The organism is Bacillus sp. CH_48, assembly GCF_038008465.1.
In the GTDB taxonomy this organism is placed as follows: domain Bacteria; phylum Bacillota; class Bacilli; order Bacillales; family Bacillaceae_G; genus Bacillus_A; species Bacillus_A thuringiensis_S.
In genome coordinates this window covers 3,987,712-4,013,152 of the sequence record NZ_JBBOZF010000001.1, presented here as the reverse complement: position 1 = coordinate 4,013,152, position 25,441 = coordinate 3,987,712, and the positions used below count along the sequence as shown (strand labels likewise).

Here is a 25,441-nt window from a genome sequence, read left to right as displayed (position 1 = left end):
GAAAAAGATGCTCCAGGACTGTAATTCGCTCTTGTTTTTGTACTGGTTCGCACCAACCACCAGCTCTCTGTTACAGGGAAACAACAACTACTGCTTTTCCTTTCAATGCATGACTATTTTATTTTCAAGTTGGACCACTAAAATACAAAAAGTCCCTACTGAATAAATCAGTAGGGACGATATTTATCGCGGTACCACCCTAGTTGTAGACTAACTTTCCGTCTACCTCTCTTCACTGTTAACGATCAATTGACCGCTTTTTCCTCATAAAGACAAACTATCTTTATTACGAAAAAGATGCTCCAAGACTGTAATTCATGATTATCCCTGTACTGGTTCACACCAACCACCAGCTCTCTGTTACAGTAAGACTAACCACTACTGTGATCTCTTCATTGCACTTTGTTTATTCAAATGTTTTTGAAATTGAATAAGTATGATTCGTATTATAGAACGCTTTTTAAAACACTGTCAACAACTTTTTATATATTTTTTTAAAATTCCACTTTCATCCTATAATTCTTTTTGTAAATCACCCATTACAATTCCTATGCGAATTATTTCATTTTCTAGTAAATGTAAAACATATTCCTCTACTTCATACTGAACTAATAATTCTTTTATTTGTATGATTTCTTTTTCAAATAAAACGGCTTCGTGACATGTTTGTAGTAAAATAAAAAACACATTTGCAAACATTTCTTTATGCGCTTTCATACTTTCTTTTTTATGAAGCATTTCAATCAATAACTGCTTCATTTCCTCACCTGTACATTTACCATGTACACTTGAAAATGCACGAGACATAATACATAATCCTTTTTCTAATATTTCATCCATGTATAAGATAATACGTAAAAGCATTACATATTCTCTCGCAGTTATCTCACCCATTTTTGGTCGTTCTCGTAAAAATACACTGAGCCAAGCTGTCCAAAATTTTTGTTGTTCTTTTACGCTTAATGTTTTGACGTAATAGCATAAAAACTGCATAAATTTAATTTTATTTTCTTCATTTTCTAGTATGAGTAAAGGGTATAACCACTCTGTTTTTTGCTCCCAATATAGTACACATTTAATAAATACAAAGCTAAGCCACTTCAAGAAAGCTTCCCTCGTATGCGGATGTAATACTTCCAAATGTTCTATCGCATACTTAATAAAACGCTTCATTTCTGTAAATAAAGGTAAATTTATTTGCGTGTAACATAAACCAGCCCATGCATATTCCGTAATTTCATTTTGTTTTTTTAAATCTAAGTATGGTAACAAATATTTTCGGCACCATTGCTTTTCAATATGATATAGAAATGTAATATCTGCTATTAAACGAGCAAACATAAAGTTTGTTCGTTCCAAATTAACTCTTACTTGTTCTTCAAATAAAAATAAATATTCATATACATTACGATCGTATAAATGATCATATGATAACAACTTTAATAATACAGCCGTCATTTTCCCAACAGGATGCTGAATTGATTCATTGTAAAAATCTTGTTTTCCAAGCTTAAAATCCGTATCACTCTTCATAACTTGAGGAAACACTGAAAAAGCAAAGCGTTTTACAACACGTATACTATTCTCTTCTAACTCTTCTAGTCGATTACTAATTTCATATAGAAAACTACTAATTAACCAATGATAAGCAGTATTTCTAACAAATTTCTGCAATAGCGGAATAATTTTTTGGATTTGATCATTTGTCAATCCTCGGTTATTTCGCCATTCTCTAATACAAACAAACCATACTTCATTACTTATTTCTTGCACTCCTACTAATTGATATGCGAATGAAATACTCCACTCTGTATTCAATTTACATGCTTTTGATAACATCTCTAAAAAATGGCGTTGTTCAAAAACACCATCTTGCGAAAATTGCCGAACTTGCTTCATAATTTCAACATCTTTCAGCTGCAATAATCCGTCAGCTGTTACATTACAAGTAATGCTTTGCGCTGTATCCTCTTTCTTTTGTACACTGTATCGTTCAGAATGAAAATGAGGATGCTTTTGCTTCATTAACTCATACCCATTTGCCGTAGATGGACTATTTGAATCACACTTGAATAATAAGTCTAATACGAGACATGCATCAAATACCCTCTCTTCTGTAAGATGCTTTATTACAGTTCGAGTGACTTCTTCTTTTGTTTCTTCTAAACAATGTGCATAATGCCTTTTTAAAAGTTGAAAAACTTCGTGTTTATAAGTGAAATCTAAAAGAAGTCCTTCATGTAACAACCATTTCATTTTGTCATCTACACGAACAAAAATATTTTTATTCATCGCGTCAATTGCAATTCGCTTTTGAAGTACACTATTTGCTTCTATCATTTCTGTAATATAATAATCCGCTTTTTTCTCATTGTTTTCACATAAATAAGTTAGACACTCTTTTACAATTTGTATTAAAAATGCAAGATCATTTTGATGAAAATCTTTTTCTACATCTTCCTTATTTCTTTTTTTCAGTGCCGTTTGTCTTAACGACAACATTCTCAATTTTTCTAATCCGATCATCATAATTGGAACAGCATAATGGGTGATATATGGCCTCATCTTTTCGTTCCAAATTTGCTCCACATGAGAAAATGTAGATACTGGTAAGCGACTCGATTCCTCGAGTTCTATTGATTCTTGCGTATCATTTCCCCATTTTCTTACACGTTTCAACTTCAGTTTTCCATCTAAAATAAAAGTTAGTAACAATAAGGCAATTTCCTTATGCTCAGGAAAAGAACATTTTTGCAGTAACTTAGAAATCTTTTCTATAGAGCTACTATCTTTTTCAGCTGTTTCTAATAAAAAGAGTGTCCATCTTGCAAACAACAACGGATCCATCTTACTCTTCGTTTCGTTTAAGTAGTTACAAATCGTTCTCCATAATAACGGTGATATTTTAGAATAGTTTTTATAAATTAATTGAAATAATTCTTTCTGATGACTAAAAAGAAATTGTTCCACTAACCATTCTGCAAGTAATTCATCTACTTCATTATAGTTTGGCGTAAGCATAAACAAATTTTGTAATTTACCTTCTGCTTCTAACCATTCGACCCATTCATAATCATGAGCAAATTCCACAAAGTAACGAACTGTTTCAATTTTTTTAATTGATTGCTTTATGTATGATAATTGTTCCTGTTCTACTGACGGGGGAACCGTTACAATATCCCGAATACGCATTCTTTTCGTAATATAATTATCGCCCATTAATTCCGCCCATCGCTTCACTGCTTTAACAAGAGATTGATGATTATTACCTTTATTCGGATATACAATCGGCCGTATTCCTAAATGCTCCCAGTGGTACGTATTTTCCCCTTGTGCAACAAATGCATAACGCCTTGTACTTGGTGGTAAACCAGTCGCTAAATATTTCATTACTGGGTCATTATGGCTATATCCAACGAATAAAACGGTGTAATTCGAGAATAGATCGACTAAAAATCTTCTCGCCCACCCTTCGGTTAAGTAAGCCCTTCCAAAATCACCGTCTGTTAAAATTAAAGCCTCTTTCTCCTGTTCTACATTACCATGTATATAAGCAAGACCTTTAAATGCTCTCCCAGTCGGTAAAGCTGGAGCATAATAAACATTGATATCTCTATTTATTTCCTTAATTGCAGTTGTAAAATGTTGATCAAAATTTGTTGTTACAATGCGGATATCTGTATCTAAAGGAAATAACCTTGGAATTGCAAAATGCAATGGATTCGGTTTTGATTTCTCTATATGAACAAGATCTCTTGCAACTTGATGTACATCTTTTGTTTTTGCAATTTTACCAAGATAATAATCATGTGGTTCTGTTATTTCACGTTTTTCGACATATAACGTTTTTGCAATTGCATCAACTAAATCATCAAAATTCGGTAAGTTTGATTTCCCTTTCATAGAAACTCCCGCTCCAACAAATAACACTAACTTTCCTTGTTCAAGATGATCAATTAACTCATCTGGAATTTCTACTTCTGAAGTAATCCACACCCTGGATTCCCCCTTACCTAAAAATGTCATACACTCTCATTTTACTATAACATTTTTCCATTGTTTTTATAATATTTAGACGAAATTCCGAACATGAAAAAGTTTTACGTAAATAAATCCGTTACAATGTATGAACTCCAGAATTTATTGAAAAACTATGTATAAATCGGAGGTGTGAATTTTGAATGATTTCACAGTAGTGCTTATCAAGTTTATATCGTGCATTATCGCATTTAGCATTGGGCTTGCTTTATTTTTCCCTGCAACGTTTGTTCAAATTATTTCATTCAGTCTCTTTGTTACAATCGTATCCTACATGTTCGTTGATAAAATCATTTTAAATCGAATTGGCAATACTGGTGCCATTATGTCGGATTTCTTATTAACATATTTAAGCGTATGGATTTTCGGTAATATTTTATTAGACAACTATATGCAAATTGCATGGGGCAGTATCCTTTCTGCCATCGTCTTCACTTTATCTGAAGTAATCGTTCATCGCTTCTCTAACTCTCATACAAGGCACAACAATGATAACATTCGTATTAATCGCCGCTTTGCATATGGTACGGAATTTGCTGAAGAACAAAATATATTGGATAAAGACAAGAAGAAGTAACATTTTAATGCAGGAGCACCCTTTTTAATTATGTGGTGCTCCTTTTTTGTATATTTTCATTATGGTACGTGAAATTATATAAACGATTATTTCAAAATATCGACTTACCGACAATATTTGACGCTTTTTTCTAATAAAAAAACTACCTCTTATTTAGAGGCAGCCACTTTCAAGTCTTTTAATGCAACAACATCCGCAAACGCTCCCAATACTGCGTTATGATGTTGCACAATATCTTCAGCACGTAACACTTCTGTATTAAATGTACTATGCGCATCACTCACTAACGTTACTTTATATCCTTCACTACATGCTCTGCGCGTTGTCGTATCTACACAATACTCTGATTGCATTCCCGAAAGAATAACGTGTTCAATTCCTTTCTCTTGTAACACTTCGCTTAAGTTTGTCTTATGGAATGAATCTGGCGTCGTCTTTTCAACAATATTATCTCCTTCTTGCGGAGCGATGGCCGCATGGATTCGCCATCCATCCGTACCTTTTTCTAACGGATGGTCTTTAGGACCGTTATGTTGGATATAAATAACTGGAATATCATTTGAACGACATTCCATAATAAGCTCTTGCAGTGTTTGTAAAAACTTTCCCCCATTATGTACTGGCATTCCAGCTGTATACATACCCGCTTGCACATCAATTACGATTAACGCTTTTTTCATTTCGCACAGCTCCCTTCGTTTATATAAGCCATTGCATATTCATTATAATTGTTTGTATTCCATCATCCAACAATCTTCTAATTTCCCCTCATGCAGCTCATGTTCCTTTAAAATCTTTACTTTTTTAAATCCGCATTTTTCATAACACTTTATCGCTCGTTCATTATTTACTTTCGGATCCATTGCAATTGCTTCTGCTCTCATTTCACCCATAATATATGTAATTGCTGCCTGAACGAGTTTTTGTCCAATTCCTTTTCCCCAATAGGCTGGTTCACCGATAAATTGGTCCATTCCCCATACATTTTGTGATTCTTTATAGCCATATAACGCTTTCCACTCTGAATCAACTGGGTACATTTGTATGTAACCAATCGGAACGGTATCAAATTCTATTAAACATCTTTTTTCATTATTGTTTGGATTATGTATAAAATGATCAAGCACCTTTTCTACAGACTGCGGATTATCTCGTCCTTCGTAATACCGCAGGACTGCTGGGTCCGTTAACCATTTAGAAACGATAGATGCATCATCTTCCATTACGTATCTAATCAATAAACCTTCTTTTTGAAAAAGCATATTATACCTCTATTATTCCTTTATATTTTTTCTTGATGTTATATCTTTCATTGCACCTACTAATGCATATGGTAGTAATGTAATCGCAAAAAATGCTGTAAATACGTTAAATTGCGGGATTGTATAGAGTGTGAACCATTCAGTGAAAAATTGAGAATTTAATATTCTATTAAAAAACTCTCCGCCTGGCCTAAAGTTTGGTGCCCACGCAGTTATTTCACACAAAATAAAGTGAAACTTTAATCAGTGGGGGTTTTGTTCATCCCCCACTGATTATTAGTTGAACCATTCGGGCTTTTACGGGCAGTTGATCCCCCACCTAACTTCTTCGCTTTCGCTGAATTTTGAGGTGGGGGTCTTACTGCCCGTTAATGCGGGATAAACAGTAACTGAACAATAAAAAATGCCCCTAGATAACGAAACCAAGTCCGTTTCCATATAGGTCGTGCATTTTTTAATATATCCCCCATCTAACCCCCTCCTTAAATATCCGTCATATTAATTATACACTTTCCTCACTTTATTTGTTAAAATTTTCTATATAATTAATACTGTTGGGGGGAATACATTATGTCTAATCCTATATTTACATCCACTTTAATCATTCTTAGAGGAAACTCCGCAAGTGGTAAAACAACGATTGCAAAGCAACTACAAGAACATTTCGGACAAGGTACACTTTTAGTATCACAGGATGTTGTGCGTAGAGATATGCTTAGAGTACACGACACAATGGGGAATTTATCACATGATTTACTATTTGAAATTACAAAGTACGGAAAAGGAAAATGTGAATTTGTTATTTTAGAAGGTATATTGAACAGTCGTAGGTATGGTGAGATGTTAAAAGAATTAATTCGTTATTTTGATAAAAATGCATTTACATATTACTTTGATTTATCATTAGAGGAAACTATTAGACGACATAACACAAGGGACAAACGACATGAATTTGGTGAAGATTCCCTACAAAAATGGTATAATCCGCACGATACAATTGAGGTTGCGAGAGAAACTATTTTTACAGATAACTTTACGCAAAAAGAAATATTTGATGTGATTTTTAATGATATTAAGATATACAAATAAGACTGACATAATCAATCAGTCTTATTTACATTATGTACCTTGTATCTCGGTCTTCATTACAGAACAATCTTGACATAAATAAAAATAGATATTCATTTCCCCAAACTGGAAATCAACTACTGAAATAAGTCCGCGTTCCTCGATATCTTGTGTAATTGTAGCAACATACTATTCTTCTCTACTTCTCAATAACCTTCTGTTCTACTTCCTTACCTCATTCTTAATAGTTTTTCTAAACATGAGACAATTTTTATGTTTTATTACAGGTTTATTAGTAAGCCATTTAAAAATCCTATTATACTTCTACTAAAAAAATAAAAGCCAGCCTCAATAAAGAGAACTGACTTCTATTTGGATCATTATAGTTACTATAAAATTTTCACTTTAACAGTTTGTCTTCCCCAATTCATAGCTTTACTTTTTGAACCCATTAATACATCAATACGATTACCTTTAATTGCGCTTCCAGTATCACCAGCGATAGCTTCTCCATAACCTTCCACCCATACTTTAGATCCTAATGGGATTACTTTCGGGTCAACTGCGATAATTCTCATATTCGGATTTGCCGTTAAATCATGCCCCATCGCAGTTAAAACGCGTCCACCATATGTACCATTTTCACTTGGATCAGCAGTATACGCTGTCGCTACTACCGTTAATTCACGTTTAGCAGACTCTATGTTGTTTTTTGATACTTCTTTCGCTCTCTCTTCTTCTTTAGCTTTTGCTATTTCTCTTGCTTTCTCTTCTTCTTTAGCTTTTGCTATTTCTCTTGCTTTTTCTTCTTCTTTAGCTTTTGCTATTTCTCTTGCTTTTTCTTCTTCTTTAGCTTTTGCTATTTCTCTTGCTTTCTCTTCTTCTTTAGCTTTTGCTATTTCTCTTGCTTTTTCTTCTTCTTTAGCTTTTGCTATTTCTTGCACTTTTTCTTCTTCTTTAACTTTTACTTCTTCTTTGACTTTTGCCTCTTCTTTATGCTTTACTATTTCTTGCGCTTTCATTCTTCTTCTTTAACTTTTACTTCTTCTTTGACTTTTGCCTCTTCTTTATGCTTTACTATTTCTTGCGCTTTCAGTTCTTCTTTAACTTTTACTTCTTCTTTGACTTTTGCCTCTTCTTTATGCTTTACTATTTCTTGCGCTTTCGGTTCTTCTTTAACTTTTACTTCTTCTTTGACTTTTGCCTCTTCTTTATGCTTTACTATTTCTTGCGCTTTCGGTTCTTCTTTAACTTTTACTTCTTCTTTGACTTTTGCCTCTTCTTTAGGCTTTACTATTTCTTGCACTTTCGGTTCTTCCTTAACTTTTACTTTCTCTGATACTTTCGCCTCTTCTTTAGGCTTTACTATTTCTTGTGCTTTCGTTGTTTCTTTCGCTTTTGCTACTTTCTGCGTCTTTACTTCTTTCTTTTCTTTAACTGATTTTTGTACTTTCGCTACTTGCTTCATTTTCTCTTCAGTTTTCTTTTCAGTTGGTGCTGTACTTGATAGGAAAGAAACGTTTGCATAAGCTGTTTTTCCTTTATACTCAAATTGCAGCCATCCGTCTTTTACTTGATGCGTTGATTCAATTACATCATCTTTTTTCAGTCTGCCAAGAATTTCTGATTCTGTGTTTGCTTCGGTACGTACATTTAACAAATTCGCCGTTACATGATACACATCTTTTGTAAACTCCGAACTTACAAACACTTCTTTACCGTTCAATTCAATTTTTGACCAACCATCTTCGGTATTGATGACTTTTAACTCTTGCCCATTCTTTACTTTTTCGACCACTTTTGATTCTGTAGTCGGTTTTTCACGTACGTTAAGTACATCTGCTGTTACGATTGTTTCTGCGGTAGCAGTTGTGGTAAATGCCCCCAATCCAAAAATAGTTGCTGTTGCTGCGCCAATTACTTTTTTCATATTAGCCTCCATTATATTTTTTGAATTTTATCAAATGCCTCTGTAAAATTGTATAATTTTACATAATATCAAAACATTTGCAACAGTATATTAATATTGTTTAATATACTGTTATTAAAACTCCTTACTCCAATACTATCAAATTCTTATTTCTAATTCTATATATTATAAATATCCTTATCTTTTATAAAAGCTTCATGCCCTTCTTCACACTAAATAGTTGTTGCAATTCCCGCCAAAAATAAACTTACGATTGCTAAAATTTTAGTAGCGACTATAGCACCTCTTAAATGAAACTTATAATCTTTATATCCCTTCATTCCTTCTGTACTAGGAATCACAACAAACCTTGGAGTAATCCAGCAAAAAATTAGCCAATCAATTATAAGTAAATCTACTAAATTGAAAATCATTAAAATACCAAAAGTGTGTAAATAAGCATCAATATATAATAATTTTTCATGCTTATGTAATATATATGTAGAAACGAAAGGACAACTGAAAAGAATAGCATTATATACAATATTAAAGTAAATGGTTTGCTTTTTTTCATGAATCGATTTTGGAAAAACTACTTTTTGAATATCTTTCGGATAATCAGTTAATGAAAGTCGAGGATTATAATATAAGGACCCTAAAATCATAACGGATAGTACAATAGACATGATGACACCAACGTACATCATTTGCTCAAATTGATTCATATGCTTCATTCACCCTTTTCTGTAATTACTATGTTGATCATTCACTTAATTACATATTGTATGTACGTACATAATCAAAAATTAACAACTAGCTTTAACACCAAAGCAAAATTGTTGCAATGCAAATGCAAACTTAATACAGTGGAAGCCTAATTGCTACAGATAGGATGGATGAAACCTATGAAAATTGAACATATCGCAATTTGGGTAAATGACTTAGAATGAATGCGTGATTTTTATATGAAATACTTTAACAGTAAAGTAAACTCTATAGCCATTCTTTCAATTTTACTTCATCCAACATTACAACCCCTTCTCATGATCTTTCACAATATATTCGCTCGTTTTTCACAAAAGGTTCATTTCACATGAAAATTTATTTATTACAATAAAAAGATAAAGTATATTTTTAAGAAAAGGAGGATTTCAAGAATGAATAAAGAGGATAAAATTCACGCTGAAAAAGTGTTGAAAAATCTATTCATCGGATCACAAGTTGATGGATTACAATTTGGTATTTCTCCAGGCGCTATAAAGATTCATTTCACAAACTTTCACAACTCAGTTGATTATGACGGACAATTATATATCAATATCGAATCAAAATGGTGTTTATTTAATAAACCTCAAAAAAGATACCCATTAAATGAAGATGAATTTGAAGTTTATTCTGGGGAAGAAGAATATGAAAGAATATTTAAGATAAGAAGACAAAAAGTTACCGATATACAACTTGGCTTAGAAAGCCCTCATTTAATTATTACATTAGATAGTGGACAAATTATTTTTGTAAATGGTTTTCATGATTATTATGAATGTTGGCAAGCTGGTGTCCTATGTGAGCAATGGCTTGTAGTAGCTGCACCTGGGAATGAAATCGCCACTTGGGCTCCTGATGAGTTTATTAATAATTAAACTGTTTTTACGAAGAAGAACCGAAGATATTTTATGAACTACATAACTATTTCTATTACACTTAAACGAATGACCATTTTACTTTAATAGAACTCACTTTATTAAAATTGAAAGGATGATAATGATGGCATGTGTCCATGATTTTGGAATAATTGACGATTTTACTTCTCAAAAAAATTACGAAGATTATACACCAGAGAAATATCATTGTATTTCTGTTGATGATGATATTATCAGTAGCTTAAATCGAAATTTATCAATTATGAAAACCTACTTTCATACAGTCAAAAATCAGGAATACGGTTTAGCTTATTACGGTATTACAATTATCCCGCCTGAATCATTAGCAATATTCTATGAAACAGTTACATCTTCAAAGTTCTTCAAAAATTCTGATGAGCTGATTGAGTTAGCTTCAAAAATTGAACAAGCTACAGCAGAACAGAAGTACATGATCCATTATGGGGTTTAAATGTAATACAAAAAATGCTTAGGATTTCTCCGAAGCATTTTTTGTATGTTACTAATAAATTTATTCCTTAACCATTTAGTCCATGATTGAGCCTATGGCCCCACCTTTTACAAGTGAGGGCACCCCTATTAATCTAAATAGGCGTCTCATTTCCAATCTTCCAGCTAAACCATTTCCCATGCCCTTCTGTTTCTCCAACCGTTTCACGATATTCGTTTCCGTTAATATAATAATCAATATGAAGGTCACGATCCCACATGTTGTTATAAAGGTGGAATACATCACGTTTTGCGCCAATTTCTTGTATTTGTTTTTCTAACTTATGTTTTACTTGTTCTGGTATTTGATTTGCAACGTGTGTATGGAAAATACAAATAACAGCTTCTTCACTTATTTGTTCAATAATAGATGATAATAGCTCTACACCGTCTCCTTCTATGAATTGGACAGATTCATTTTTCACTAAAGATGCAGCTTGATCAAACATCTCAAGCCTTTCTTTATGTTCTGGCCAAATTAAAGCACGTAACCATAAATAATCTTCCTCATTATGTAAATCATTCACATGTAAGTCCAGTCCGATTCTTTCTACGACAGATGGGCTTTCTTTTAGAAAATGCGGTACATTCTCCCCTCTTATTTCAGAAGTTACATGCACATTTGAATTTATATTTCCGTACATTTCATCCGTCCCGTACGAATAACTATATTGGTCCCAGAACAGTTGCAACCCAGAACTTGTCCCAATTTCAATTAACGCTAACGGCTTCTTCACTTTGTTAAATATGTAGCAGAAACTTGGGTATAAGTATGCGCACCGTCTTACTTCATTTGTTTGAACGAGTTTCGTTTGTAACAAAGTAATGATTTCTTCTCGGTACTCTTTACAGAAATCTTTAAAATGATTAAAAGCTTTATCTAAATTTGTATCAGCATTTTCAACTAAACTACTATAATACGTTTTTAAATGATGTTCTTTCCCTGCTAGCAATAAATAATGTACTGCACCTAATAGTAAGTTTGGGACTGGTTGACCTACCTGAGCATAGGACGATAGTGTAAGTACTTCCTCATCTTCAGCAATTTTCATTGATAAATATTCATATAAATCACTTGACCCTTTACATTCCTTTATTGAAAAGTTTCGAAATAAGTTTGAAATTTGTTCTTTTGTACACATTAGAGTCCCTCCTTTTTATTTTTCAGAATAATCTTACCATTACAGAAAGAATAATCCCATAAAAAGGTACTCGATTTAGTCACTTAAGGATACGTAAGCTTTTTCGAGATAATTTCAAACTGTAATTTTTTTCTATTTACCACCTTAAAAGAGCTTGTTAAATAAGATTTTTAGCGAATAAAACGTTAAATAGTTTAAAATTATCAGATAACACTAGATATTTTAGTCTATTAATTATTATAATAGAGTATGAGATGGTTATATAATTGAGACAAAAAAGGTATACACCTAGGTGGGGCCTAGGCGGTGTTTCTCTTTTACGGCTTAGACATAGAAAACACCTACACTTTTTTGCCAATATAGGGGATGGAGAGATTATCATGAGCAACATGCAGCAAAAAACAGACGTTATCTTAATTGGTGCAGGAATTATGAGTGCAACGTTAGGCTCATTACTAAAAGAATTAGCACCTGAATGGGAAATTAAAGTTTTTGAAAAACTCGCAAGTGCCGGGGAAGAAAGCTCTAACGAATGGAATAATGCAGGTACAGGGCATTCTGCGCTATGCGAACTGAACTATACTTCCGAAAAATCTGACGGATCTATAGATATTGGTAAGGCTGTAAAAGTGAATGAGCAATTCCAGCTTTCAAGACAATTTTGGGCATATCTTGTAAAAAGCAAATTAATTCGTAATCCACAAGATTTTATTATGCCACTACCTCATATGAGTTTAGTACAAGGGGAAAAAAATGTTGAGTTCCTAAAAAACCGTTTTGAAGCGCTTTCAAAAAATCCACTGTTTCAAGGAATGGAATTTTCCGACGCTCCTGAAACATTAAAAAAATGGCTTCCACTCATTATGGAAGGCCGTACATCTAATGAACCGATGGCGGCAACGAAGATTGACTCTGGAACAGATGTTAACTTCGGTGCATTAACACGTATGTTGTTTGATTACTTAAAAACGAAAAATGTCGAGCTAAACTACAAGCATAGTGTTGAAAATATTAAGCGCACGAAAAATGGTTTGTGGGAAGTGAAAGTACACGATATGAATAGTGGTAAAATTGAGCATCATACTGCTAAATTCGTCTTTATTGGCGGTGGTGGCGGTAGTCTACCTCTACTTCAAAAGACTGGTATCCCTGAATCAAAGCATATCGGTGGATTCCCAGTAAGTGGACTATTTATGGTATGTAAAAACCAAAAAGTTGTAGAGCAACATCATGCGAAAGTATACGGTAAAGCTAAAGTTGGCGCTCCGCCAATGTCTGTACCTCACCTTGATACGAGATATATAGATAATAAAAAAGCTTTATTATTCGGACCATTCGCAGGGTTCTCACCTAAATTCTTAAAAACTGGCTCAAATCTTGACTTAATCGGTTCTGTAAAACCGAATAACGTCTTAACGATGTTAGCTGCTGGTGTAAAAGAAATGGGACTTACAAAATACTTAATTCAGCAAGTTATGTTATCGCACGAAAAACGCATGGAAGAATTACGCGAATTCATTCCGAACGCGAAAAGTGAAGATTGGGATATTGTAGTTGCTGGACAACGTGTACAAGTAATTAAAGATACTGATGCTGGCGGTAAAGGAACACTTCAATTTGGTACAGAAGTAGTAAGTGCAGCTGACGGCTCAATCGCCGCATTACTAGGCGCATCACCAGGTGCTTCTACTGCTGTTCACGTCATGCTTGAAGTATTAGAAAAATGTTTCCCAAGCCGCATGGTAGAATGGGAAGAAAAAATAAAAGAAATGATTCCTTCATATGGCATTTCACTAACTGAAAATCCAAGGTTGTTCCAAGACCTACACACCTCTACAGGTCGTACGCTTGGATTAAATGAAAAAGAAACAGTTCATAACTAATGAAGAAATAAAAAACGTCCGATATATTCGGACGTTTTTTCGTTACTAGAAATTATATTTATCAATATTCTCTTTCGTAAATACAACCCGCTCTGGCAATACAATAATTCCATTTCCTTCTGCCTCATAATCATAACCTTGGATGGAGTTTGGCTCTACTTTCACTTTTCCGATTCCTTTTACTTCAAAACTATCCCCTACTTTTAACTTCTTCCCTTTTACTACTATTTCATTTGCTACATACGTTGCGAGTGCACCTTGTTGTTTTACATCCCATAATCCAAATTGTTGTACTGTTCCTCGTTTTACGTAATCACGCATAACGTTTGGTGTAGAGAAGCCAGTTACAACAACTTTTTTATCCATTTTCAAGTTTTCAGCTGCTTGTGCCATCGCTGGTAGTGCCGTTGCATCCGGGCAAATGACTGCATTAATATCTGGATACGTTTTTAATATGTTCTCCCCTACTGATAACGATTTTTGCGCATTATTTTCACCGTACTGCGTCGTTACAATTTCCCAGTTCGGATATTTCTTTTTAATAATTTCTTTCGCTTTCGTTACCCATTGGTTTTGATCCGTTACTGTTGGACTAGAATAAAAGAAAGCTACTTTTCCTTTATCTCCAATTTGCTTGGAAGTCATTTCAATTAATAAGTTAGCAAGTTGGTCTGGTGTCCCTTGACTTATATAAAAAGAACGGTCTTTCGGATTCACATCAGAATCCCACGTTAAGACAGTCATTCCTTTTTTCTTAGCACGCTGCAGTGATTGCGATAAACCATCAACTGATGTAGAGGAAACCATAAGTGCATCATAGTTTTGATTAATGAAATTATTTATATACTTTACTTGCCCTGATACACTCGCTTCAGACGGCCCATCATATTTCACTTGTACGCCTAGCTTATCTCCCATCTCCTTTGCTCCTTCACCGCCCGATGTAAAGAAGCCAACTCCAGTTAATTTCGGGATAAATGCAAATTTCACATCATCTGCTTTTTTCTTATCTGCCGTTTGACTGGAACAAGCGATTAAACCAATTAAACAAATACATACGATCAATACAATCCCTAGTTTTCTCTTCATGACATTTCCCCCTTATGCAAATTCCGTCTTTTCCCTGCTAAGAATTGATGTAATTTGAAATGTCTCATAATAACTGAAAGAATAAGGATAATACCTATTACTACATTTGATTGTTCATTTGTTAAACCTGTCATTTGTAGGCCATATTGCATAAGGCCTATAAAAATACTTGCCAGTACTGTACCGAAAATACTACCTTTTCCCCCTGTAATAAGTGTCCCACCTAATACGACTGCTGTAATGATCGGTAATATTGTTTCACTTCCCATATCAGCACGTGCGGAACCGAAATATGCAGTTAAGAAAGCACCCCCTAATCCACCTCCTAACCCAGAAAGTATGTAAGCAATGATTACTACTTTCTTCGTCTGAATCCCGGTGTATTTTGCTGTATTTTCGTTCGCTCCTGTTAATTGTACGTGGCGTCCATATATCGTTCGGTGAAACAAAATCGTGCATACAATTGTTAATGCGATAAGAAGCCATAATAAGTTAGGTATTCCTATAAAACTACCATTTGCTAGTTGTACATAAGCATCAGGTAAACCACTTATCCCTTCATATCCAGAAGCACCCGCCCCTCCTGAAATGACGAGTGCAATTCCTCCATATAAAAACATCGTTCCGAGTGTAACAACTAGTGGTTCTACATCTGTCATTTTTATAATGAATCCATTTAAAGCTCCTGCTAAGCAACTGACTATAAGTGCCATTATTACTGCTAATAAAATATGAATCCCATTCATCCAAAGTACACCAATTAAAATCGAAGTTAGCCCCATAATAGATCCTACAGATACGTCAATTCCTCCTGTTACAATAACGAAAGTCATTGGAATCGCTGCGATTGCTATAAACAGAAAATCATTTGTACTAAAAAGGAGATTACTAATATTTAAAAAATCACGATTTATAAAACTAAAGAGAATGAATTCTATAAGAAGTAATACGATTAGAACACCTTCCCATCTGTAAAAATACTTCATAGATTCATCCTCCTCTCTACTTTCCACTTCTTCATGACACTATCTAGTATGATAATAAGTAATAGTAAAAAACCCGAAATAGCATTATTCCAAAATGCTGGTATTTTTAAAAAGACGAGTGAACTGCTTATCGCTTCTAAAAATAATGCTCCTAATGCGGCTCCAAATATAGAACCGGTTCCTCCTTTTAGATGAATTCCTCCTAGCACAGCAGCTGCGATCACCTGTAGTTCTATTCCTGTACCAGTTTGATTTGGAACGAACCCGATATTCATAACAAATATGCAACCAGCGATTGCCGCACTTATGCCCGATATAATAAACGCATTTATCTTTACTTTATTAACAGGTATCCCAATGAGCCTCGCACCATCTTCATTGTCACCTACCGCATAGAAGTATCTTCCGTATGGTACCTTCCTTAAAAAGAAGTATAGTAGTAATAAAATAATAAGAACACCCCATACAATTATCGGCAGACCAAGTATGACGATAGATGAAAGTTTCTTAAAATTATTTGGAGTATCTTCAATCCACTTCCCGCCTGTGAAGATTAACATTGCACCTCTAACAATTCCTAACATCCCTAATGTCATAATAATGGCTGGTACCCGAAACTTTGCAACTCCAATCCCGTTTATGAAACCGATAATAGCACCAAGCATTATAGCAGCAAGTATCGACAAGACTGCACTATATCCGTTCGTTAATAACATCCCGCAAACTGCCGCGCTTAATCCCATAATTGAGCCAACTGATACGTCTATATTTTTCGTAAATAAAACGAACGATTGGCCAATTGCTAGAACGACTAAAATAACGCTTGATTTCATCATTAACGATAACGAGTTAAACTGAACAAAACTAGGATTTATTATCCCGACCATGGCTATATAAATTAGTAGTAACAGTATGATAGACGTTTCGTGCATTTTATACATGCGTTTCATTCCGTTACACCTCCGTATGCAAGACGTGTAACTTCTTCTACATTTATTTTTTCTTTCTCCAAATGAGAAACAAATTGACCATTTCGCATGACGTATACACGGTTAGCTAATTGGACGATTTCCTCAACATCTGAAGAAATGAATAATATGGCGAGTCCTTCTCTTTTCATTTTTTCTATCGTTTCATACACTTCAAGCCTTGCTTTTGCATCAATTCCGCGAGTTGGTTCATCAAGAATAATGATTTTGGGATTACATGCAAGATATTTCGCAAGCACGACTTTTTGCTGATTACCTCCCGATAAAGATGTAAGTTCTTCATTCATACTTGGTACAACAATTCGGAACTTTTCTATAAACGACTTTACTAAAGCGCTTTCTTTTTCTCGGTTAATAAAAAAGCGATTATTTTGCAGTAAACATGCTGCAGTAATATTTTCTTTGACAGATACAATGGAGAAAATTCCATTCCTCGCCCTATCTTCCGGCACATAAACGAGCCCTTCGCTTAATCTTTTATGCAAAGGACATGTATCAATTAGTTTTCCTTCTAATAAAATAGAGCCTGATTTTATAGCTTCCAATCCAAATATTGCTTCCGCTAATTCCGTTCTACCTGATCCAACAATGCCAGCAATCCCCACAATCTCTCCAGCATGTACAGTGAATGATATATTCTCGAATGTGTGACTAGTCACATTCGCTACTTCTAATACTTTTTTCGTTCTTTCTGTCTCTTGAACTATTTCTCTTTTTTCTTCCTGTTTATATCCTTTTGGCAATAACCCCTCCATCAGCGTGTCATATGTATAGTCACATATATCCCCTTGACTCGCGATTGTTCCATCACGTAATATCGCTACTTTATTGGAGATTTCAAAGATTTCCGGAAAACGATGTGTAATGTATATCATTCCAATTCCTTTTTCTTGCAAACTTTTCATCAGCACAAAAAGACTCTTGATTTCATGAGTTGTTAACGTCGATGTTGGCTCATCTAAAATAAGAATCTCAGCGTCTCGTATTAATCCTCTAATGATTTCTACTAACTGTTGCTGCGCAATGGATAATGATGCTCCTAACTCATAAAGGTCAATATCCCACCCTAGACTGTTAATCAATTGCTGAATCTGTACTCTTAGTTTCTTTTTCTTTTCTTTTAACCCGATACATATATTTTCTTCAATAGTCATATGCGGAAAAATGAGTGGTTCTTGCGGTATTAAATAAATACCTTTTCTATGTGCTTCTGACGGATTTGAAAACTGTTGCTTCATTCCTTTTACATACATCTCTCCATCATCATACGAATATAACCCCGTTAATATTTTCATTAATGTTGATTTCCCGGCGCCATTTCCCCCCACTAAAGCGTATATATCTCCACGCTCTACTTGTAAGTTCACTTCTTTTAATACAAGTTGATTTAAAAACGCCTTACTCATTTTCTTTATTTGTAATAAAGGTACGTTCTCCACATGATGTCACCTGCCTTTATCCAGAACATTTTTTGAGAAAATGATTATTTGTTCTACTTGTTTTGTAGCATTGTATATTCCTTTTTTTATATCTAGAACACTTTTTTCTACGTACAATTAATCGTTTCAACTGGAATAAACAAAATATGTGGCACATATGTTTAAGGAGTGGTCAATTGTTGAAAGGGATGAAGAGTATGACACAGCTGAACTTTGAAGAGAATTTATTAACTAAAGTAGCTTGGTACTATTATAAAGACCAATTAACACAACAGGAAATTGCTTCACTTCTTCACATTTCAAGAAATAAAGTTGTCCGGTTATTAGATAAGGCACGCAGTGAAGGTATCGTTACATTTCACGTAAAAGGAACTGGTTTACACTGTTTAAGTATTGAGCGTGACCTAATGAAAAAATTCCACTTAAAAGATGCTTTCATTATCCCTACTCCAATAGACAATTATCACGCTTCTCTCGGAAAAGCCGCTGCACAATATTTAGAGACTCATCTCCAACAAGGTGATTTACTCGGCATCGGCTGGGGTGAAACAATAAGTAAAATGCTAGAAAACATTCATTTTGAAAGTTCTATTAATCTTTCATTCGTAACGCTAACAGGCGGAGTAAACCACTATCTCCCAAGAAAACAAAACTATTTACACTACATGCAAGGTGATCTTCATATTATTCCTACTCCTTTTCTAGCATCTTCTACTGAAATGGCACAAAGTATTTTATCAGAACCAAGCGTGAAAGATATGCTTCATGTCGCTTCACTTGCACATACGGCAGTTGTCGGTATTGGCGGGTTATCTCAAGACGCTACGATTGTAAAAGAAGAAAAATTAACGCTACGTGAAATGACATATATTCGAAGTCAAAACGGCGCGGGCGATATTTTAGGACAGTTTTATAATACGAATGGTGATTTATTAGAGCTCTCGCATCATAATCGTCTAATTGGCACACCACTTACGATTCTTCGCAGTATGAAGCATGTCATTGGTGTGGCTGGAGGTACTCAAAAGATAGATGCCATTTATGGGGCTTTAAAAGGGAAATTTATTCATACATTAATTACTGATGAAGAAACTGCGCTCTCCTTATTAAGAAAGGAAGGTGATTCTTAATGTCTACTTTATTAGCTTTCGATGCTGGTACAGGAAGCATTCGAGCTGTTCTTTTTGATTTACAAGGCAATCAAATTGCAGTAAGCCAAAAAGAATGGGTTCATAAAACTGATCCTCGTTACCCCGGTTCTATGAATTTTGATGTAAAAGCAAACTGGCAACTCGTACAACAGTGTACGAAAGAAGTTCTACAAAAAAGTAATATACTTCCTTCTTCTATTCAAGCTATTAGCGCTACAAGTATGCGAGAAGGTTTTGTTTTATATGATAAAAATGGGCAAGAAATATGGGCATGTGCAAATGTCGATGGCCGTGCATCCGCTGAAGTTAGTGAGCTAAAAGAAATCCGCTCACATCTTGAAGAAGATTTATACAGAAAATCTGGGCAAACTTTTTCATTAGGTGCTTTACCACGTCTACTTTGGATTAAAAAACATGAACCAGAAATCTATTGTAATATCCACTCCTTTACGATGTTAAACGATTGGATTTTGTATAAATTAAGCGATGTACTGCAAATCGACCCTTCCAACGGTTGTACGTCTGGAATCTTTGATTTACAAAATAGAAATTGGGATAACGATGTCGCTAAAGAGTGTGGTATAACTTTGCCATTTTCACCAAAAGTAAATGAGGCTGGTACGGTAATCGGAAACGTTACAAAAGAGTGTGCAGCATTAACTGGATTACTGGCAGGAATTCCTGTCGTCGCTGGCGGCGGAGATGCTCAAATGGCATCACTCGGAACTGGAGTCGTGAAACCAAATCAAACATTAATATGCGGAGGCAGCTTTTGGCAACAAGAAGTAAATATTACAGAACCAATTACAGATCCATATGCTGCGATTCGTGTAAATTGCCATGTCATTTCGAATCTATGGCAATATGAAACAATCGCTTTTTTCCCTGGTCTTGTTATGCGCTGGTTTCGAGACGCTTTTTGCCAAGAAGAAAAAAAGCTCGCTGAAAAACTCGGTGTAGACGCTTATGAATTATTAGAAGAACAAGCGAAAGACGTACCTGTCGGTTCATATGGTATTATCCCTACTTTTTCAAACGTTATGAACTACATTTCTTGGCGTCATGCCGCACCTTCATTCTTAAATTTAAGTTTAGACGCTGACAAATGCGGAAAAAAGGAACTGTTCCGTGCTATTGAAGAAAATGCGGCCTTCGTTACACTTGGAAACTTAAAACTAATTGAAAATCTTACTGATACATTCCCTTCTGAAGTTGTTTTTGCTGGCGGTGCCGCTAAAGGGAAACTATGGCCACAAATTCTATCAGACGTACTCGGCATTCCTGTAAAAGTACCAGTTGTGAAAGAAGCAGCTGCTTTAGGAACTGCGATTGCTGCTGGAGTTGGCGCTGGAATATATACATCTATGGAAGAGGCTGCCGAACAATTTTTACAGTGGGAAAATACATTTGAACCAATCACGGAAAATCACGAGCTATACAAGGAATTCTATGAAACATGGAAAACCGTGTATAACAGTCAGCTCACTTTAGCTGATAAAGGACTTACAACACATATGTGGATTGCGCCAGGTGCACTGTAACTCATTTACATAAAGGAGTGAACTGTATGTTAAAAGCGAATGAAAATGATTTCTCCTATCGCTTCGGTGATAACGGGCCCAAATATTTAATACAAGGCCCCAATATTGATCTAGGTCTTGTTGTCATTCAGCCTGGGCAAGAGTTTCAAAATCATTACCATACAACGTGTGAAGAAGTTTTTTATGCGTTAGAAGGCGAAATAGACTTCTATGTAAATAACGAAAGAGTTCCGATTAAACAAGGTGATGTCCTGCAAGTTCGCCCTCATGAATCTCACTATTTAATTAACCATTCTGACAAACCTTTTAAAGCTGTTTTTATAAAGTCACCACATTTACCAAATAAAGATACTGTACAAACGGAAAATCCAACATTAACGAAGGAGTGATTTCAAATGACTTGGGGATTTAAAAATCGATTAAATACAATTTTACCTGATGGTAGAGCGGTTATGTTAGCCATAGATCACGGTTATTTCTTAGGACCAATTCACGGGCTAGAACAACCACTTGAAACAGTAAAAAACTTACTTCCTTATACAGACTCCCTCTTTTTAACGCGCGGTGTACTTAGCTCCTGTATTCCTGAAAACTGCAGTACACCGATGGTTATGCGTGTATCTGGCGGAGCTACTGTCGTCGGTAAAGATTTAGCGAATGAAACAATTGTTACACCTGTAAAAGAAGCAGTGAAGCAAAACGCAATTGGCGTTGGCGTCTCTGTTTTTGTCGGATCAGACTATGAAACACAAACTGTTTCGAATCTCGCAAACGTAGTCTCTGAAGCTCACGATTACGGCCTGCCAGTACTCGGTATTACCGCAGTCGCAAAGGAATTACAAAAACGTGAAGCTCGCTTTCTAGCACTCGCTTCCCGCGTATGTGTTGAAATGGGTGCTGATATTATTAAAACGTATTACTGCGAAGGATTCGAAAAAATAACGAGCACATGCCCTGCCCCAGTCGTCATCGCGGGCGGCCCAAAACTAGATTCAATTGAAGACGCATTAAACATTACGTACAATGCACTGCAAGAAGGCGCCATTGGAGTAGACATGGGACGTAACATATGGCAATCCGAGCACCCAGCTGCGATGATTCAAGCAATACATGGTATTGTGAAGAATAGATTAAATGTGAAAGAGGCGCTTGAACTTTATGATGATGTGAAGAATTAATGTAAAAAGACAGACTATTTATTAGTCTGTCTTTTTTGTTAAAATAAAGTAAAGGAGGAATGATTATGCGAAGAATGACTTTCGAACGCCCTACCGATCATTACGATGAACGTTTATACTCTATTGATGAAAAAATTTGCGCCCTATTAAAAGAACGAAAAGAACTTTCAAGTGGTGACCCAGGTTTTCCACATGATGAAGCGATTTATAAATGGGCAAAGCAATACGAATTTTATCCAGACTATCTAAACTCATTATTCTCTTCCATGATGGATGAAGAAGAATTTAAACCTCGCGTTGAACCAACTGACTTCAAAAAACATGTACCTGTTTTTAAAACTTATGAACATAATGGAGTCATGTATACTGTAACTTTTATTCGGCAATATGCAAATGCTAGTGTAGTTTATTTATATAGCGATTGGGATTCCACGGATGAAGCTTTTATTGAAAATAAGCCTCATAGTTTCTTCCAATTATCAATAGATGATACATACGATTGCTGGTCAGAAGGTGGTGGCGGCACTGATGGACATATGAATCATCAATTCGTTGTATCTCCTGTCCTTCCTGATAATTTGTCTGGAATAAGCTTTCGATTTAAAGAACTCAGTATCCCGTTTAGGAAAGATCAAGCTGTGCTTGAATTTGAAATTCAGATAGACAAATAAGGTGAGACTTTAATCAATCCACAAATAGTAAGATAAATAAGGTAATAAAATAAGCAAGCCCCTTTCCAAACTGGATAAGGGGCTATATATACACCTTCAAACGATTATTCTTGATGATTACTATTAAGCTTTGAAACTTTCTTACCTTCTCTATAATCAAGACAAGACACTTCAATTAATAAGTCATTAAATACTGTAAAATAAAAACCATAACTACTCCCTCGCATCGAATAAGGTTCCTTGTCTATTTCAATACCGCCGGCTACTAAGCGATTATATGCTTGATCCACTTCACTTGATGTATCCACTAAAAAACCAATATGAAAAGCTTCCGGATACGTAACTTCCCTATTCCCCTTAAATGCTTTTGGATCACTTAGTACAAGTATAAATCCACTCTCATCACTCATCACTACAAGCGCTTTCCCTTTTTGCTCCAAAAATTGAAAATCAAAAAATGTTTCAAAGATAAGTCTAAATCCGAATCAGGATATGCATCACCTCTTGAGACAGATCCGATCAGCATACATCCATTTACCGTATCTATAGATAAGATTTCAGCTACTATTGTTTGCACTAATTTTTTATGTTGTTCATATGTAATGAATGCAAGTTTTTCTATCATTCCCATCCCCCAGTAATAAAAAAGAGGATACATGTTTGCTTTTACAACATGTATCCTCTGCTTGTATATTACGACTGTTGATAAGCCGATTTAGATGATTTCACATAATAAACCGCATGATCCACATTAATAATATGATCTGGTTTTGGTTTACCACGGCCCGCTCTATGTCCAGCTAAGTGTTCTTCACTTGTTTCCCAGTTTTTCCATGCTTCTTCAGATTCCCAGCGAATCATTACGACAACTTCTTCGTCGCCGCGTCTTACTTTTTTCACGAGAACACTTAAATCGATGAAGCCTTCAAATTTTTCAATAATACCTTCTCCAGTGAAACGTTCTACAACTATATTTGATGTACCTTCTTTTACTGTAAATGTTTTCGTTTCGATAAACATATATCCCACTCCCTCTTTGTAATACGAATACTAGTATACTTCTATTATAATTGATTATGATAATTATTTTCAATTGTAAAGTTTTAATTTTTTGAATTATGCTGATTTCTTTTCTATCGCCTCATCTAAAAATTTGAAATACGGAAGTAACATTCCTATTAAAGAGGTGACACATATAATTGCACCGATGATTACATATAGCGCTCTTACTCCCCACATTTCACTCAATATCCCCCCTACTAACACACCTAACGGCATAGCGGATCGTATGAAAAATAAACGCACTGAAAATATTTGTCCTATCATATTATTAGGCACAGTTTGTTGGCATATTGTTGTGTTATGAACATTAAAAAATGCAATACAAATCCCTGCTATTACTTCAATTATTATTGCAATGATAATACTATGATTGAACCCTAATGAAATGTATGTGAGCCCCCCTATAAACAATCCTCCAAGCATAAGTATACGCCGGCTTTTATATGTTACTTTTCCGACTAATACTGAGCCAATTACGTAGCCAAGTGGAAAACCTGCCATGAAATAGCCGTACTCTGCATATCCCGCTGACAGCTCGTCTTTTATATAAGGAAGATTTGTAACCATCGTTACCCCTACTCCAAACTGCACGAAAGTAAGAAATATACCGAGCCAAACGATGATTGGTTTTGTAAAAAAATATGTAAAACCTTGAAGAAATTGTTCTAGCCACGTTTTTCTTATATCTGTTGTAGTTCTCTTTTCTTTTATATAAAGTAAGAAAGCACCACTAACAAATAGACAAATACATACAAAAGATAATGTAAATTCTGTTCCAATGTAATGAATTACTACTCCACCTAATACTGGCGCAAGAAACATCATAAGGCGAGTCATTCCATCAATGTACGCATTTGCGTCTTGAAGTTGTTCTTGACTTACAATGCTCGGTGTAATCGCCTGACTCGCAGGTGTATAAAGAGGTGTAATAAGTCCCACTACAATTTGAACAACATAAATGTGCCAAACTTCTATACTACCCGAAACTAGCATCATCAAAGGTAATAAGAATACGGACGCTCGTATCCATTGTGAAAAAATCATAATCCACTTCCGGCTCCATTTATCAATAAATGGGCCACTTATTAATTGCAGTATGAGTGATGGGATGAAATATAATAGCCACATACTACTTAAAGCCATTTCCGATCCTGTTAACTCATATACTAGAATTGAATTACATAACGTTCCGAAAGCCCCTCCTAATTCTGAGATTGCACTCCCAATCCACATAAAAAAGAACGAACGATTTTTCAATATATTTTTCAATTTCACACACCAACTTTTCTTTTATATTCCTCCCTTT

The 25,441-nt window shown here is 35.0% G+C and carries 22 protein-coding genes, 4 pseudogenes and 2 other annotated features (1 of these 28 cut by a window edge); of the genes and pseudogenes, 10 read left to right on the top strand and 16 right to left on the bottom strand.

Annotated features, from left to right (window positions below; translation table 11 throughout):
- Positions 1-115: a binding site (T-box leader), on the bottom strand (it extends 122 nt beyond the left edge of the window).
- Positions 116-169: 54 nt separating this feature from the next.
- Positions 170-405 (bottom strand) — a binding site (T-box leader).
- Between the two features lie 108 nt (positions 406-513).
- Positions 514-3,996 carry a DUF4020 domain-containing protein gene (locus N2V92_RS20120; RefSeq protein WP_044798021.1) on the bottom strand — a complete coding sequence of 1,161 codons (3,483 nt, stop codon included), beginning with the start codon at positions 3,994-3,996 and terminating at the stop codon, positions 514-516.
- Between the two features lie 181 nt (positions 3,997-4,177).
- On the opposite strand from N2V92_RS20120, the gene N2V92_RS20115 reads away from it, so the two are divergent.
- Positions 4,178-4,615, top strand: a complete 438-nt coding sequence (locus N2V92_RS20115; protein WP_000997702.1) for a YndM family protein — start codon at positions 4,178-4,180, stop codon at positions 4,613-4,615.
- Between the two features lie 149 nt (positions 4,616-4,764).
- Here the strand turns inward: N2V92_RS20115 and N2V92_RS20110 are convergent, their stop codons facing one another.
- The 4 genes and pseudogenes from N2V92_RS20110 to N2V92_RS20095 all read right to left on the bottom strand — a co-directional run.
- A complete protein-coding gene (locus N2V92_RS20110) occupies positions 4,765-5,295 on the bottom strand; it encodes a cysteine hydrolase family protein (RefSeq protein WP_017763308.1) in 531 nt (176 codons plus the stop codon).
- Positions 5,296-5,337: 42 nt separating this feature from the next.
- Entirely contained in the window at positions 5,338-5,877 is a 540-nt protein-coding gene (locus N2V92_RS20105) for a GNAT family N-acetyltransferase (RefSeq protein WP_000898779.1), read from the bottom strand.
- A 12-nt stretch (positions 5,878-5,889) separates the two neighbouring features.
- Positions 5,890-6,108: pseudogene (locus N2V92_RS20100) on the bottom strand (YfzA family protein); the annotation flags it as partial.
- 155 nt (positions 6,109-6,263) lie between these two features.
- Positions 6,264-6,347 (bottom strand): annotated as a pseudogene (locus tag N2V92_RS20095) (YfzA family protein); the annotation flags it as partial.
- 100 nt (positions 6,348-6,447) lie between these two features.
- On the opposite strand from N2V92_RS20095, the gene N2V92_RS20090 reads away from it, so the two are divergent.
- Positions 6,448-6,966, top strand: a complete 519-nt coding sequence (locus N2V92_RS20090) for a kinase (RefSeq protein WP_017763309.1) — start codon at positions 6,448-6,450, stop codon at positions 6,964-6,966.
- A 368-nt stretch (positions 6,967-7,334) separates the two neighbouring features.
- Here the strand turns inward: N2V92_RS20090 and entB are convergent.
- A pseudogene (gene entB, locus N2V92_RS20085) lies at positions 7,335-8,875 on the bottom strand (cell wall-binding protein EntB).
- A 212-nt stretch (positions 8,876-9,087) separates the two neighbouring features.
- The gene (locus tag N2V92_RS20080; protein WP_001071239.1) at positions 9,088-9,579 is read right to left on the bottom strand and encodes a hypothetical protein; all 492 of its coding nucleotides are present in this window, start codon (positions 9,577-9,579) and stop codon (positions 9,088-9,090) included.
- 432 nt (positions 9,580-10,011) lie between these two features.
- Here N2V92_RS20080 and N2V92_RS20075 point away from each other — a divergent pair, with 432 nt between their 5' ends.
- Positions 10,012-10,494, top strand: a complete 483-nt coding sequence (locus N2V92_RS20075; protein WP_042598036.1) for a hypothetical protein — start codon at positions 10,012-10,014, stop codon at positions 10,492-10,494.
- Positions 10,495-10,615: 121 nt separating this feature from the next.
- The gene (locus tag N2V92_RS20070) at positions 10,616-10,966 is read left to right on the top strand and encodes a hypothetical protein (RefSeq protein WP_025117865.1); all 351 of its coding nucleotides are present in this window, start codon (positions 10,616-10,618) and stop codon (positions 10,964-10,966) included.
- A gap of 133 nt (positions 10,967-11,099) precedes the next feature.
- Here N2V92_RS20070 and N2V92_RS20065 read toward each other — a convergent pair whose 3' ends face one another.
- Positions 11,100-12,146, bottom strand: a complete 1,047-nt coding sequence (locus N2V92_RS20065; protein WP_042598033.1) for a DUF2332 domain-containing protein — start codon at positions 12,144-12,146, stop codon at positions 11,100-11,102.
- A 380-nt stretch (positions 12,147-12,526) separates the two neighbouring features.
- Between N2V92_RS20065 and N2V92_RS20060 the strand changes: the two genes are divergently transcribed.
- Complete coding sequence (locus tag N2V92_RS20060; RefSeq protein WP_000069147.1) at positions 12,527-14,029, top strand: malate:quinone oxidoreductase; 1,503 nt, start codon at positions 12,527-12,529, stop codon at positions 14,027-14,029.
- A gap of 45 nt (positions 14,030-14,074) precedes the next feature.
- Here the strand turns inward: N2V92_RS20060 and lsrB are convergent, their stop codons facing one another.
- The 4 genes from lsrB to N2V92_RS20040 are packed head-to-tail and all read right to left on the bottom strand — an operon-like array spanning position 14,075 to position 18,532.
- Entirely contained in the window at positions 14,075-15,118 is a 1,044-nt protein-coding gene (gene lsrB / locus N2V92_RS20055; RefSeq protein WP_000823653.1) for an autoinducer 2 ABC transporter substrate-binding protein LsrB, read from the bottom strand.
- Positions 15,115-16,104 carry an ABC transporter permease gene (locus N2V92_RS20050; RefSeq protein WP_000873534.1) on the bottom strand — a complete coding sequence of 330 codons (990 nt, stop codon included), beginning with the start codon at positions 16,102-16,104 and terminating at the stop codon, positions 15,115-15,117. Before N2V92_RS20050 ends, lsrB begins: the two co-directional genes overlap by 4 nt.
- Entirely contained in the window at positions 16,101-17,054 is a 954-nt protein-coding gene (locus N2V92_RS20045; protein ID WP_000827677.1) for an ABC transporter permease subunit, read from the bottom strand. Before N2V92_RS20045 ends, N2V92_RS20050 begins: the two co-directional genes overlap by 4 nt.
- Positions 17,051-18,532: a sugar ABC transporter ATP-binding protein gene (locus N2V92_RS20040; protein WP_000432601.1), complete on the bottom strand. Its 1,482-nt coding sequence runs from the start codon at positions 18,530-18,532 to the stop codon at positions 17,051-17,053. Before N2V92_RS20040 ends, N2V92_RS20045 begins: the two co-directional genes overlap by 4 nt.
- Positions 18,533-18,711: 179 nt before the next feature.
- On the opposite strand from N2V92_RS20040, the gene N2V92_RS20035 reads away from it, so the two are divergent.
- From N2V92_RS20035 to N2V92_RS20015, 5 genes are all read left to right on the top strand, one after another.
- The gene (locus N2V92_RS20035) at positions 18,712-19,662 is read left to right on the top strand and encodes a sugar-binding transcriptional regulator (RefSeq protein WP_000677766.1); all 951 of its coding nucleotides are present in this window, start codon (positions 18,712-18,714) and stop codon (positions 19,660-19,662) included.
- Positions 19,662-21,224: an autoinducer-2 kinase gene (lsrK, locus tag N2V92_RS20030; protein WP_000105712.1), complete on the top strand. Its 1,563-nt coding sequence runs from the start codon at positions 19,662-19,664 to the stop codon at positions 21,222-21,224. The genes N2V92_RS20035 and lsrK overlap by 1 nt, the downstream gene beginning before the upstream one ends.
- Before the next feature lie 26 nt (positions 21,225-21,250).
- The gene (locus tag N2V92_RS20025; protein ID WP_000909986.1) at positions 21,251-21,613 is read left to right on the top strand and encodes a cupin domain-containing protein; all 363 of its coding nucleotides are present in this window, start codon (positions 21,251-21,253) and stop codon (positions 21,611-21,613) included.
- Positions 21,614-21,619: 6 nt separating this feature from the next.
- Entirely contained in the window at positions 21,620-22,402 is a 783-nt protein-coding gene (gene lsrF, locus N2V92_RS20020; protein ID WP_000219780.1) for a 3-hydroxy-5-phosphonooxypentane-2,4-dione thiolase, read from the top strand.
- Positions 22,403-22,467: 65 nt separating this feature from the next.
- The gene (locus tag N2V92_RS20015) at positions 22,468-23,073 is read left to right on the top strand and encodes a hypothetical protein (protein WP_042598031.1); all 606 of its coding nucleotides are present in this window, start codon (positions 22,468-22,470) and stop codon (positions 23,071-23,073) included.
- Between the two features lie 104 nt (positions 23,074-23,177).
- Here the strand turns inward: N2V92_RS20015 and N2V92_RS20010 are convergent, their stop codons facing one another.
- The 4 genes and pseudogenes from N2V92_RS20010 to N2V92_RS19995 all read right to left on the bottom strand — a co-directional run bounded on the left by N2V92_RS20010 (position 23,178) and on the right by N2V92_RS19995 (position 25,410).
- Positions 23,178-23,543, bottom strand: a complete 366-nt coding sequence (locus tag N2V92_RS20010; protein ID WP_042598029.1) for a VOC family protein — start codon at positions 23,541-23,543, stop codon at positions 23,178-23,180.
- Between the two features lie 2 nt (positions 23,544-23,545).
- A pseudogene (locus tag N2V92_RS20005) lies at positions 23,546-23,698 on the bottom strand (nucleotidyltransferase); the annotation flags it as partial.
- Between the two features lie 68 nt (positions 23,699-23,766).
- Positions 23,767-24,093, bottom strand: a complete 327-nt coding sequence (gene hmoA / locus N2V92_RS20000) for a heme-degrading monooxygenase HmoA (RefSeq protein WP_000469498.1) — start codon at positions 24,091-24,093, stop codon at positions 23,767-23,769.
- Positions 24,094-24,189: 96 nt separating this feature from the next.
- A complete protein-coding gene (locus N2V92_RS19995) occupies positions 24,190-25,410 on the bottom strand; it encodes an MFS transporter (RefSeq protein ID WP_000769169.1) in 1,221 nt (406 codons plus the stop codon).
- Positions 25,411-25,441 lie beyond the last annotated feature (31 nt).